This is a genomic window from Actinomadura rubrobrunea NBRC 15275, from assembly GCF_001552235.1.
GTDB lineage: Bacteria > Actinomycetota > Actinomycetes > Streptosporangiales > Streptosporangiaceae > Spirillospora > Spirillospora viridilutea.
Window position 1 is genome coordinate 1 of the sequence record NZ_BCQU01000062.1, and the last position, 12,529, is coordinate 12,529.

The window sequence follows — 12,529 nt, forward strand, 5'->3', positions numbered from 1 at the left end:
GGACCATCCCCGCGTGTGCGGGGCCGACCAGGCAGGAAACAGGAAGGGCCCCGCCGGTCTCGGACCATCCCCGCGTGTGCGGGGCCGACCTGGCGGACGCGCTGGCGCAGCGGGGCTACCAGGGACCATCCCCGCGTGTGCGGGGCCGACGCTTACTGACCTGGGAGTCTACGACGGCAATAACAGGTTTTCATTCAGTTGGATTCGCCAACTCTGGCTGCATCTCGTTTCTCTCCCGACGGCCTCAGGCCAACGCCATGACGGTGCCGTCCGCGCGATGGGCGGACGTGTTACTCCACGGGGATCATGTACGCCAGCTCGTACCGGTCGGTGGGCACGATGATGTCCGCCGTCTCTACCGGCCGCTCGGCAGTCGAGTACGTCCGTTGGATCACCATCACAATCGACCCGAGCGGCTCGTCCAGCTCGGCCGCCTCCGCCGCAGTGATCGAGCGGGCCGTAATGATCTCGCTCGCCATGCCGATTTCGTGGCCGATCGCGCGCATCCGCGCCACGACACCGGCACCGGCGTATGGGCCGTCCTCGGGCAGCATGACCGGCGTGCCGCCCGTCAACTCCAGCGGCTCCCAGCTCGTGGACAGCATGACGGGCACGTCGTCCGCGAGAAAGATGTAGTGCGTGCACATCACCGGATCGCCCTCGCCGATGCCGAGCCGCTCGGCGACCGCCGGTGATGCCGCATCGGTCCGCGAGTTGGACCGCCACGTCCCAGTGCTGCCCTGCGACTCCATATCCGCGCGAAAAGGCGACCGTCCCCGGCCGCGTGCCTCGCGATACCACGAGCGGGTCAGGCGCTGCACCCGGGGACGCTCCCGCACGTAAGTGCCGGATCCAGATCGTGACTCGACGTACCCCTCGGCTATCAAGACCTGCACGGCCCTCATGGCGATCTTGTCGGACACACCATGCAGCTCGGCGAGTTCGCGCCGCCCGGGGATCTTGTCGCCCGGAGCCAGGCGACCGTCGACGATCTGTCGGCGGAGATCGTCGGCGATGCGCAGATACGCGGGCTGCATAGGGGCTCCGGGGTGACAGTGGCGATCGGTCTTGGGGGATAGCTTGACAAGTGGGGTACCCCAGTCGCAAGCTGGGTACCCCGCTCACCGAGCGTTAGGGAGGCATCACGCTGAGAGGCGGCCATGGATTGGACGCAGATCTACCCGGGCCTGCCGTCCATGGTGCCGGCGATTAGGGCGTTCGTTCGCGGCTTGCTTGGTGACACCCCTCGGACTGATGACGCCGAACTCGTGGCATGCGAACTGGTCACCAATGCCCTGCGCCACACTCCCAGCGGAAGCGATGGCGGAAAGGTCGCTGTCACCGTCGCAACCGTTCCGGGATGCGCGCGGATCACCGTCGCTGACGCAGGTAGCGGTGCCTGGACACCGCCCGTAAGTACCGATGACATCGCCGAGTACGGCCGTGGGCTGCTCATCGTCTCCGTGTTGGCCGATCGGTTCGGTCACGAAGCAAACGACGAAGGCCAGGCTGTGTGGGCTGAGTTCGAGTGGCACGACGAGGCCAGCTCATGAACGTCACGACCCTGGAGAGGCTGGCTGTGTCGAGGAGAACCGCAGCCGGTGCTCGCCCGCCCTGCGTGCCGGCTGCGCCCCCGAACGTCGCACAGCTGCCTGCCCGGACGTCCGCGGAGTTCGACGGGCGGGGGCTGTGCGGCCTGGTCGTCCGGAGTGGTGACCCGGACGCGCCGCGCACCCCGCACCATCGCGCGGCTCCCAGCGGACTGTCTCGCACTTCGATGCGCTGCCCGCTTCTGCGGAGGCTCGGCATGGAATACCCGGCGCCTGGCTGCGCATCCCCCTCCCTCAACCATCGCCACGGTGAGAGCCGATGAATGACTCCCGACATGACGCCGCGCGGCATGCCGAACTATCCGCACTCAGGGCCAGCTTCCCCGGAGTGGTCGTCTGGTACGGCCAGTGGACCCGTCGCTGGTGGGCGATATGGGGCGGAGTGCTCGTAGAGGGCAACACCCCCGGTCACCTCGGCCAGCAGCTAGCCCGCCGACACACTGCGCCGACCATCGCCGCGCCACCACCGCCTCAGCCTCAATGGCAGGGGCGGCCGTGCTTGCACGGCAGACAGCGGTGCGGCGGCTGGCAGGATTGCGCCTGCCGCCCGTTCAGGGAGCCGCAGTGATTGCGACCCTGTGGGGCGCTTGGCGTGACAGGTTCGGCCGCGTCTACCTGGTCGAGGCAGCCGATCCCGCCGAGCTTGGGCGGCGCCTGGAGGACGCGGGCGTGCGCCTCGTCCTTCCGCCGCAGGCGCCGAGCATGCCGGGGGCGGGCGGGATGACGGCCGGGCTGTGGTCTCCGCCCGCACCTGCATGGCGGCCGGCGCCGTCTCAGTCGTCATCCTCGCCGCGTCGCCGTCATGAACCGCGGCGCAGGGGCCTGCTGGCGCGGCTGCGGGACCAGGTGGCTTCCACCGACGACTGGAACTGGTAAGCCGGGGCGGCCGCGTGGTGCGCACCTTCCCCCAAGTCCCACGCCGCCGCCCCTACCAACGCCGCACCCCCCGACGCAGCCCGCTGGCGTCTCCCCCTCGGGGGTGCGGCCCCGAGACGGCGGGGCTGGGCACGGCGCGGCGTGGCCCGCCCCGCTACCGAGGCCTCGAGGTGAGGGCGCGCATTCGCGGCCGCGGAACTTCAACCACGAAGCGCGTCAGAAAGGGGCAAGACCCCATGACCATCACCGATGGGCCGATCACCGGCTGCATTGACTGACCAAACAGCGAGACGGCCACCGCCAGGGGCCGCTGGCTCCGACCTCCATGTATGCCGGGGGCACGCGAGACCATCCCCGCGTGCGCGGGGCCGACAGCCCCCGACGCCTGACCACCCCCGAGCTGTGGGGATCAGCCCCGCGTGCGCGGGGCCGACGTCGAGCACGGCGACCTCCCGGTCTGGGCCGCGCGGATCATCCCCGCGTGCGCGGGGCCGACCAGCCGCTCCAGCGCCACCCGCTCAGTCACCTCGGATCATCCCCGCGTGCGCGGGGCCGACGACCTGAACCTGTGCGGGACCTGCGTGCAGGCGGGATCATCCCCGCGTGCGCGGGGCCGACCTGGTCTCGGCCGTCTGCGCGCCTGCGACCTGGGGATCATCCCCGCGTGCGCGGGGCCGACAGCTGTCCGCTCTGCGCGAATCAGCTCGCACTGGGATCATCCCCGCGTGCGCGGGGCCGACGTCGCGCTGACCGGCGCCGCAACATACTGCGCGGGATCATCCCCGCGTGCGCGGGGCCGACATGCCACCGAACGACGAGTCGCCCGTCGGCGGCGGATCATCCCCGCGTGCGCGGGGCCGACCGGGACGCCGGGAGGCAGATCGAGTGCGTTGGCGGATCATCCCCGCGTGCGCGGGGCCGACCAGCTCCCCCTCGTCCAGATTGCGGCGGTCTCGGGATCATCCCCGCGTGCGCGGGGCCGACGCCGGTGGTGTGGCCGCCTACGCCTCCTACCGGGGATCATCCCCGCGTGCGCGGGGCCGACGCTTACTGACCTGGGAGTCTACGACGGCAAGGACAGGTTTTCATTCAGTTGGATTCGCCAACTCTGGTCGCATCGGGTGGTCAGGTGTCGGGGTGAGCGTGGGTGACGCGTAGCTTGGACTGGCGGTGGCCTGTGCGTTCCCAGTCGTCCATGAGGTGGGCGGTCAGGCCGTGCTTGGCGGCGAGTGTGATGAGGGTGTCGGTGCGGTAGTAGAAGTCCTCGCGCAGGACGTTGTGTTCCTCGCCCTCGGTGCGGTTGAACGTGAAGTCGAAGAAGCCCCCGGGGGCCAGCACCCGTCCGACGTTCGCCAGGCACTCGTCGATGACTTGGATGGGGGAGTGCGAGAACACGCTGTGCGCGTGCACGACGGTGAAGTACGCCTCGGGCAGGAAGTCCAGTCGTAGGTCGCGGACGAGTGTCAGGTGTGGCAGGCGGTCCTGTAGGCCGTCGCGGACGATGGTGTCCTGAGCGGCGAGCAGGATGTCGGGGGAGATGTCCACGCCGTAGTAGTGCCCGGGCTCCAGGTACCGGATGAACAGTCGCCCGGCGCGCAGGTTGCCGCAGCCGATCTCCAGCATCCGGTCTCCGGGCGTCAGGCCGTGCCCGGTCAGGTAGTCGAACTGCAGGCGGCCGATCCGCTCCCAGTGCGCACGCGAGGCGGCGCCGACCGCCCCGTACGGGCTGCGCGCCGTGTCCGAGCGCATCACCGCCCGGTAGAAGCTGACGTGGTCGCGGGCCCGCGCCCGCAGCCACGCGTCGCGGGCCAGTCGGCGCGCGTACGGGACGATGCGGTGCGGATTGCGGGCGGCGTAGCCGAGCTTGTACGACAGGCGCGCCCGGTTCTTGACCCCCATGGAAGGAACATTCCCGGCTTGTCCGGCGGAACGGAGAAGAATCAGGCAATGAATGGAAAAGATGATGGAAGAAATATTCCACGTCTTATTACTGGATGTTCCGGAATGTTTCCGTCATGCTGAAACGCATGAACGGTGAGCTGGATCGGGCCCGGGTCGCCAAATACGTGGCGGCCCGCCGGGGGGCGCTCGGGTTGACGCAGGAGCGCCTCGCCGAACGCGCCCAGGTCACCGTGAAAACCGTCTACAACCTGGAGTCGGCCGGGCGGTGGCCGCAGGCGCGCACCCGGGCCGCCGTGGAGGCGGCGCTGGAGTGGCAGCCCGGCGACCTGATGCGCATCGCGGAGGGGGACGAGCCGTCCGCGGAGCGGGGCGAGGCGCCGGACGAGACGGCCGTGACGCTGCGCGAGCTGGAGGAGCTCAGCGCCTACTTCGCCGACTTGCAGGCCGATTCGGGGGAGAAGCGCCGGATGGCGCTGGCCTTCCTGCGCGCCCTGTACGGGGAGCCGGAGGGTCGCTGACCGGGTCCGGTCCGACTTTTCGCGAGATCTGAAATCTTTCCAGGTGTGACTGGTTGTTGCGGTCCCGACGCTCTGGGCACACTGGGGGCGCCGGTTCAGGTCAGCGCCCCCGTCGGCCCCGTCCCGGCCTGACACCGGTCCGCCGCGGCGGGAAGCACGCTCCCCGAGCCGTGACGTCCGCGCGACGAGCGGCAGGGGTCTCAGCCTGGCGCGCCGGGGCCTGGGCGACTGGGAAGGCGGCCCCGGTGCGCCAGCCCGCCGGGGCGGGGCGGCCGCGACGGCCGTCGCTTGGCGAAAGGTTGACGTACGGTCGGTGCGACACGCCGCGGCCGCGCTAGGAGATCGTCGGTCTCCCCGCTACAACTGATCTGCTCTGATCGGCAGGGGTCACGGGGGGACCATCATGATCAAGAAGGCGCGAGGGCGCGTCGTCGCGCGCGGCTTCGTCGTGCCGCTGGCGGCGGCGCCGCTGCTCGGAACCGTCCCGGCGTCGGAGCGGGCGGACGCCGCCGCGGCGCGGCCGTGGCCGCCCGCGGGCGTCTCCGCCCCTTCGGAGGGGACCGGCGTGTACAACCGGGCCTCGACGGCCGCCGGGAAGCCCAAGGCGACGAAGGGCCTCATCATCACCACGTCCGCTCCGCGCGGGCCGCTGATGCCGGGCCGCACCTACAACTGGCCCTTCGCCGTGACCAACAAGAGCCACCGGAAGCTCGGCCCGCTGGTGCTGCGGATGCGGATGCCCAAGCCGCTGCGGTACGTGTCCGGGCAGCGCAACTGCTCGTTCTCTCACGGGGTGGCGTCCTGCCGGCTCGGCACGCTCCGGCCGGGCCAGACGGTGGTGGGCGTGCTCACCGCCAAGGTGGCCGAGAACGCCCGGCCGGGCCAGGCGGTCGGCGGCAAGATCACGGTGACGTGGGGGCGGCCGCCCACGGTCAGCCGCGCCTTCCCGCTGGTGAAGGTGGCCCGGACGGCCGACCTGTCGGTGGTGCAGCGGGCGTCGGGCCGCATCCGGGCCGACCGGGCCGTCACCTACGTGGTGCGGGTGCGCAACGCGGGACCGTCCCGGGCCCGGGGCGTGGTCGTCGCCGTCAAGGTGCCGGGCGGCATGAAGAACGTCGTGTGGATGCAGCGGGGCAAGTGCGTCCGGCACCCGAGGTTCCTGACGTGCCGCCTCGGCTCCATCCGGCCGGGGCGGGAGCGGACGCTCCGTTACACCCTCAGGCCGCGCCGCGGCGGCGGTTTCCGGCCGGGCATCGTGTTGCGCTCCGGGGCCAAGGTGACCGCCTCGACCCGCGATCCCAACCCGGCCAACAACGCCGCCACCGCAGCAACGAAAGTGCTGCCCGCGCGCCGCGGCGCGTGACCCGTCCGCGGACGGGTACGCCATGGGGCCCTGGGATTCCAGGGCCCCATGGCATGCGCGGGGCCCGTCTGATACGAGGATGGACCCATGCGTCTTCGGATCTTCACCGAACCCCAGCAGGGGGCGAGTTACGAGACATTGCTGTCGGTCGCCAAGGCCGCCGAGGCCCTCGGCTTCGACGCGTTCTTCCGCTCCGACCACTACCTCAAGATGGGCGAGGTGTCCGGGGAGCCGGGCCCGACCGACGCCTGGATCACGCTGGCCGGGCTGGCCCGCGAGACGTCCCGGATCCGGCTGGGCACGCTGATGACGGCGGCCACGTTCCGCTACCCGGGGCCGCTGGCGATCTCGGTGGCGCAGGTCGACCAGATGAGCGGCGGCCGGGTGGAGTTCGGCATCGGCACCGGCTGGTTCGACGCCGAGCACACCGCCTACGGCATTCCGTTCCCGAGCCTGAAGGAGCGGTTCGAGCGGCTGGAGGAGCAGCTGGAGATCATCACCGGGCTGTGGCGGACGCCCGCCGGTGAGACGTTCTCCTTCGAGGGCGCCCACTACGCGCTGACCGACTCGCCGGCGCTGCCCAAGCCCGCCCAGCCGGGCGGCCCGCCGATCCTGCTCGGCGGCCTCGGCGCCAAGCGCACCCCGCGGCTGGCGGCCCGCTACGCCGACGAGTTCAACGTGCCGTTCTGCCAGGTCGACGACACCCGCGCCGCCTACGAGCGGGTCCGCGCGGCCTGCCAGGAGGCCGGGCGGACCAAGCCGATGGTGTACTCGGCGGCGCAGGTGGTGTGCGTCGGCCAGGACGAGGCGGAGGTCAAACGGCGGGCCGACGCCATCGGCCGCGAGGTGCCCGAGCTGCGCCAGAACGGGCTGGCCGGAACGCCCAACGAGGTCGTCGACAAGCTCGGCAGGCTCGCCGAGATCGGCACCGAGTGCGTCTACCTGCAGGTCCTCGACCTGAGCGACCTGGACCACCTCGAGCTGATCGCCTCGAAGGTCCTCGACCAGGTCTGACCTTGGGGGGCGTCCAGCGGGACGGCGTCGCCACGGGCCGCCGCCCGCGCCGGTTCTCGGGCGCGGGCGGCGGCTGCCCGTCTTCTGCCAGGGCCCCGTGCGAGGGCGTGCAAGGCGAGGACGCCGGTGTCAGGCGGTCGCCTGGGCGGCGGGGTCGGGGGCGCCGTCGCCGGAGGCGTCCTCCTGCGGACGGGCGCGCCGGGGCAGCAGGAAGGTGAGCAGGAACGTCATCCCCATCATCCCGATGACGACCCACAACGTGGCGGTCATCGCGTCGCTGAAGCCCTCCTTGGCCGAGCGGTCCGCGGCCGCGCCGACCGCCTGGCGGATGGCGGGGGCCGAGGCCGGAGCGGCGGACGCGACGGCGGCCACGTCCCGCTCCAGGCGCACGCAGGAGGCCGGCACCTCGGTGCCGTCCTCGACCGAGGCGCGATCGCGCCCGCACGCGCGCAGTCCCGTGACGATGCGGTCCTGGTCGGCGGCGGCGACGGAGGCGGCGGCCAGCCGCTCGCGCAGGGCCGGCGCGCCGTGGTCGACCTCGGCGGCGACCTGCCCGCCGAGCAGGCCGAAGAACACGGTGCCGAGCACGGCGGCGCCGAGCGCGCTGCCGAACTGCTGGACGGCGGTGAGGGTGCCGCCCGCGGAGCCGGTCTCGTGCGGCTCCACCCCGGCCACCACGATGTCGAAGAACGGGGCCATGAGCAGGCCCATGCCCGCGCCGCAGACGATCAGGGCGGGGGCGAGCTGCCACGGCCCGACGCCGACGCCCGCGATGTGCAGGGTCAGCACGATGCCCGCGATCCCGGCGGCCATGATGGCGGTGCCGCCGTGGATGACGGAGCGGCCGAACCGCTGCACGGCCTGCGCCGCGCCGAAGCCGATGACGATGCCCAGCGACCACGGCACCTGGGACAGCCCGGCCTTCAGCGGGCTGTAGCCGAGCCCCATCTGCAGGTAGAGGGTGAACACCAGGGCGAGCCCGGTCATGCCGGAGAAGAACACCGTGCCGACCAGCAGGCCCGCGGTGAAGCCGCGCTTGCGGAACAGGCCGGGGAGCACCAGCGGGTCGCCGCCGGCGCGCTGCCGGCGCGTCTCGTGCCAGCCGAAGACGCCGAACACCGCGACCGACAGGGCGAGCAGGCCGAAGATCCACGCGGGCCAGTCCAGCTCGCGGCCCTGGACGAGCGGGTAGACCAGCAGGCCCGCGCCGAGCGCGGCCAGGGCGGCGCCGGGCAGGTCGAGGCGGACCGCGCCGCCGCCCTCCTCGCGGGGCAGGTAGCGCAGGCCCGCCAGCACGGCCGCCAGGCCCAGCGGCAGGTTGACCAGGAAGATCATCCGCCAGCCGGTGCCGAACAGGTCGGCGTCGGTCAGCCAGCCGGCCAGCACCGGTCCGCCCACCGAGGACAGCCCCATGATCGGGCCGAAGGCGGCGAACGCCGTGCCCATCTCCTTCGGCGGGAACATGTGCTTGATCATGCCGAGGCCCTGGGGCAGCATCAGCGCGCCGCACAGGCCCTGCGCCACGCGCGAGCCGACCAGCATGCCGGGCGACTGGGCCAGTGCGCACAGCAGCGAGGCCAGGGTGAAGCCGGCGGCGCCGAGCAGGAACATGCGGCGGCGCCCGTAGAGGTCGCCGAGCCGTCCGCCGGTGATGAGGCCGACCGCCATGGCGAGGGTGTAGCCGGCGGTCAGCCACTGGATGGTGTCGGCCGAGCCGCCGAGGTCGGCGCGGATGGTGGGCGCGGCGATCGTGGTGATCAGCGCGTCCAGCATGTCCATGACCTCGCCGGCGAGGATCACCATGAGGGCCGCCCAGCGCCACCGGTAGGCGGGGGCGGCGTCCGTGTCGGTCATCGAGTTCTCCTGGAGGGTCGCGTCCGGTGGGGCAGTCGCCGGATCGAACGTTGTTCGCTTATACGAACAGTGTTCCACAACAGGAACGCTGTTCGTCACACGTACACTGTTCGCGGGTATGCAGAGAAGGGCCGCGTTCTCTCTCGCCTACAGAGAAGATATATCGCATCCGCGGCTAGTCAAGATATGTCGCAAAGACGGGGAGGTCCTGTGTCGGACACCGGCGTCCCGGAGGTGCCCGCACCGCCCTGGCGCAGCAGGCGAAAGACGGCCGGGCCGCCGCGCCGACCGCTCAGCCAGGAGCGCATCGTCGACGCCGCGCTGCGGGTGCTGGACGCCGAGGGCCTGGACGCGGTGAGCATGCGCCGCGTCGCCCAGGAACTGGGCACCGGCCCCGCGTCCCTCTACGCGCACGTCTCCGGCAAGGAGGAGCTGCTGGAGCTCATGCTCGAACGGGTCGCGGGGGAGATGCGGATCCCCGAGCCCGATCCGGAGCGCTGGAGCGAGCAGCTCAGGGAGGCGGCCCGGGAGATGTATCGGGTGCTCGGCGCGCACGCCGACATCGCCCGCGCGTCGATGGCCACCATCCCCACCGGGCCCAACGCGATGCGCCTCAGCGAGGGCCTGCTGTCGATCATGCTGGCGGGCGGGGTGCCGCCGCAGATCGCCGCCTGGACGCTCGACCTGCTCGCGCTGTACGTGACCGCCCACGTGTACGAGGGCTCGCTGCACCTGGCCAAGCAGCGCGCCAGCGGAAAGGGGCGCGAGCAGTACATGGCCGACTTCCTGGGCCAGGTCCGCTCCTACCTCGTCAGCCTGCCGCCCGACCGGTTCCCGAACACCGTCCGGCATGTCGACGAGCTGATGACCGGGGACGGGGACGACCGGTTCGAATTCGGCCTCGACCTGCTCATCCGCGGTCTGGAGTCCTACGTCCGCACGCGCCCGGCCGACGCCGGAACCGGCCCGGCCGGCGACGGGTGAGGACGCGTCAGGCGGTCAGCGGGGCGAGGACGCATTCGAAAGGCGGCCTGGCGGGGCGCGCTCTTGGCGGCGTCCCACACGGCGAACACCACGTGGTCGAAACGCCCGGCGCCGGCGGGTCGGCGAACGCCCGCGAAACCTCGTCCGGGTCGTTGCGGAACACCCCGCAGCCTCACGCGCCCAGCACCAGCCGCCGATGCCCGTGGCGCGCCGCAACCGCGTGGATCTTGCGGGCGCGCAGGCGCGGCGCCTCCGGGTTCCGCGCGGCCTGCCAGGAGGCGGGGCGGACCAAGCCGATGGCTCACTCGGCCGCGCCTGGACCGCCTCGAGCTGATCGCCTCCAAGATCCTCGGCCAGGTCTGACCCTGGGGTCGTTCGACGGACGGCGTCGCCACGGGCCGCCGCTCACGCCGGTCCTCGGGCGCGGGCGGCGGCCCGTGTCCCGGGGGTCGCCCGGACGGCGGAGGCGATCCCCTGGCTGATGGGGCCGACGGCTCGCCGAGCCGTCAGCAGAGCAGGCGGCGAGGAGTGACCACGCCCGTCTCGTAGGCGAACACGACCAGCTGGGCGCGGTCGCGCGCGCCGAGCTTGGTCATGATGCGGCTGACGTAGGTCTTGGCGGTGGCGGGGCTGACGTGCAGCCGTTCGGCGATCTCGGCGTTGGACAGGCCCTCGGCGATCAGCCCCAGCACCTGGCGTTCGCGGTCGGTCAGCACCTCCAGGCAGGGAGCCGCGGCCTGCGGGTCGACGCGTCCGGCGAGGTCGGCGATGAGGCGGCGGGTGACCGACGGGGCGATCAGCGCGTCCCCGCGGGCCACCACCCGCACCGCGTGGATCAGCTCGGCGGGTTCGATGTCCTTGAGCAGGAAGCCGCTGGCCCCGGCGCGCAGCGCCCCGTAGATGTACTCGTCGAGCTCGTAGGTGGTCAGAATGATGATCTTCAGGTCGCCGAGCAGGGGGTCGGCGACGAGGTGCCGGGTGGCCTGGATGCCGTCCATGCCCGGCATGCGGATGTCCATGAGCACGACGTCGGGGCGCAGCCGGCGGCAGCGGCGCACGGCCTCGGCGCCGTCGCCGGCCTCCCCGGCGACGGCGATGCCGGGCTGCCCCTCCAGGATGGAGCGGAACCCGACGCGCACGAGGGTCTGGTCGTCGGCGAGCAGAACGTTGATCATGATCGCTCCCGCAGCGGCAGCCTGGCCGTGACCCGGAATCCGTCGTCGCCGCACGGTCCGGCGCGCAGGTCGCCGCCCAGCGCCGCCGCGCGCTCGCGCATCCCGCGGATGCCGTAGCCGGGGCCGTTCCCGGGGGCGGCCGCGCCGGCCCCCGTGTTCTCGACGTGGATGTACAGGTCGTCGGACTCGGCATGGATGCGCACCACGGCCTCTTTGGCGCGGGCGTGGCGCGCGACGTTGGTCAGCGCCTCCTGGACGATGCGGAAGGCCGCAAGGTCGACTTCGGGGGGCATGCGGGGCGGCGTGTTCTGGACGGTGGTGCTGACCTGGAGTCCGGCGCGTCCGGCCGTGGCGACCAGGTCGGGCAGGGAGGCCAGGCCGGGGGACGGCGCCGTCGGGTCGGCGTCGTCGGCGTTGCGCAGCACGCCCAGGGTGGCGCGCAGCTCGCGGCCGGCGTCGCGTCCGGCGTCCCGGATGACGGTGAGGGCCTCGACCAGCTCGGCGCGCAGCGCGGGGCCGTCGAGGCGCCCCTCGGTGAGGTGGAACAGCGCCGCCCCGGCCCGCACGTTGATGAGCGAGATGTTGTGCGCCAGCACGTCGTGCAGCTCGCGGGCGATGCGCATGCGCTCCTCGGTGGCGCGGCGGCGCCCGTCGGCCTCGCGGCCGCGCTCGGCCTCGGCGGCGCGCCGTTCCACCTCGGCCAGGTACGCGCGGCGGTTCCAGGTGACCCCGCCGACCGCCAGCACCGCCAGCAGCCAGCCGGCCACCAGCACGGCGTTCTCCTCCTGCCCTTGGACCGAGCCGCGCTCGTCGACGGCGCCGTGCAGGAGCATGCCCATGAACCCCACCACGGCGAGGACGACCGCCACGGGCAGCCGCCCCTCCGCGGCGGCGGTGTAGAGGGCGACGATGTAGGCGACGAAGACGGGGCCGCCCGACTCGCCGAGCGCGCCCGACACCGCCGTCAGCACCAGGGTCAGCACCAGGACGGCGACGGGGTGGCGGCGGCGCAGCGCCAGCGCGCCGCAGGCGGCGACCGCGGCGGCGATCTGGCCGGCGGCGGGGCCCGGGCCGTCCTGCGTGACGGCCGCGCCGAGCACCAGCGCCAGGGTGGCGGCGGCGATCGCCGCGTCGAGGAGCAGTCCCCGCGGCGGGCGGTGGAGCCTCATCACACCCCTTCGAAGACACGGTCGGGCAAATGATATACATGACTACTATTCCTGTAAACATGGC

10 protein-coding genes and 1 CRISPR repeat array are annotated in these 12,529 nt (G+C 72.3%); of the genes, 5 read left to right on the plus strand and 5 right to left on the minus strand.

What is annotated here, in order from left to right; all coding sequences use genetic code 11:
* Positions 1–290: 290 nt before the first annotated feature.
* Complete coding sequence (locus AR3_RS19125) at positions 291–1,037, minus strand: GntR family transcriptional regulator (protein ID WP_067915595.1); 747 nt, start codon at positions 1,035–1,037, stop codon at positions 291–293.
* A 123-nt stretch (positions 1,038–1,160) separates the two neighbouring features.
* Here AR3_RS19125 and AR3_RS19130 point away from each other — a divergent pair, with 123 nt between their 5' ends.
* Positions 1,161–1,553 (plus strand): ATP-binding protein, encoded by a 393-nt coding sequence (locus tag AR3_RS19130; RefSeq protein ID WP_067915596.1) that lies wholly within the window; start codon positions 1,161–1,163, stop codon positions 1,551–1,553.
* A 1,278-nt stretch (positions 1,554–2,831) separates the two neighbouring features.
* Positions 2,832–3,531: a CRISPR direct-repeat array (repeat unit 28 nt; unit sequence GGATCATCCCCGCGTGCGCGGGGCCGAC).
* Positions 3,532–3,611: 80 nt separating this feature from the next.
* Here AR3_RS19130 and AR3_RS19135 read toward each other — a convergent pair.
* A complete protein-coding gene (locus AR3_RS19135; RefSeq protein WP_067915597.1) occupies positions 3,612–4,385 on the minus strand; it encodes a class I SAM-dependent methyltransferase in 774 nt (257 codons plus the stop codon).
* A gap of 128 nt (positions 4,386–4,513) precedes the next feature.
* Between AR3_RS19135 and AR3_RS19140 the strand changes: the two genes are divergently transcribed.
* The 3 genes from AR3_RS19140 to AR3_RS19150 all read left to right on the plus strand — a co-directional run bounded on the left by AR3_RS19140 (position 4,514) and on the right by AR3_RS19150 (position 7,283).
* On the plus strand, positions 4,514–4,906 hold the full coding sequence (locus AR3_RS19140) for a helix-turn-helix domain-containing protein (protein WP_169803861.1): 393 nt from the start codon (positions 4,514–4,516) through the stop codon (positions 4,904–4,906).
* Positions 4,907–5,309: 403 nt separating this feature from the next.
* The gene (locus AR3_RS19145) at positions 5,310–6,269 is read left to right on the plus strand and encodes a DUF11 domain-containing protein (protein ID WP_067915599.1); all 960 of its coding nucleotides are present in this window, start codon (positions 5,310–5,312) and stop codon (positions 6,267–6,269) included.
* An 87-nt stretch (positions 6,270–6,356) separates the two neighbouring features.
* The gene (locus AR3_RS19150) at positions 6,357–7,283 is read left to right on the plus strand and encodes an LLM class F420-dependent oxidoreductase (protein ID WP_067915600.1); all 927 of its coding nucleotides are present in this window, start codon (positions 6,357–6,359) and stop codon (positions 7,281–7,283) included.
* 129 nt (positions 7,284–7,412) lie between these two features.
* On the opposite strand, the gene AR3_RS19155 is transcribed toward AR3_RS19150, so the two are convergent.
* Complete coding sequence (locus AR3_RS19155; protein WP_067915601.1) at positions 7,413–9,137, minus strand: MFS transporter; 1,725 nt, start codon at positions 9,135–9,137, stop codon at positions 7,413–7,415.
* A 210-nt stretch (positions 9,138–9,347) separates the two neighbouring features.
* Here AR3_RS19155 and AR3_RS19160 point away from each other — a divergent pair, with 210 nt between their 5' ends.
* A complete protein-coding gene (locus AR3_RS19160; RefSeq protein WP_227023061.1) occupies positions 9,348–10,121 on the plus strand; it encodes a TetR/AcrR family transcriptional regulator in 774 nt (257 codons plus the stop codon).
* 506 nt (positions 10,122–10,627) lie between these two features.
* Here the strand turns inward: AR3_RS19160 and AR3_RS19165 are convergent.
* Both AR3_RS19165 and AR3_RS19170 read right to left on the minus strand, forming a co-directional pair.
* Positions 10,628–11,296 carry a response regulator gene (locus AR3_RS19165; RefSeq protein ID WP_067915603.1) on the minus strand — a complete coding sequence of 223 codons (669 nt, stop codon included), beginning with the start codon at positions 11,294–11,296 and terminating at the stop codon, positions 10,628–10,630.
* Positions 11,293–12,465 carry a sensor histidine kinase gene (locus AR3_RS19170; protein WP_067915604.1) on the minus strand — a complete coding sequence of 391 codons (1,173 nt, stop codon included), beginning with the start codon at positions 12,463–12,465 and terminating at the stop codon, positions 11,293–11,295. Before AR3_RS19170 ends, AR3_RS19165 begins: the two co-directional genes overlap by 4 nt.
* Between the last annotated feature and the right edge of the window lie 64 nt (positions 12,466–12,529).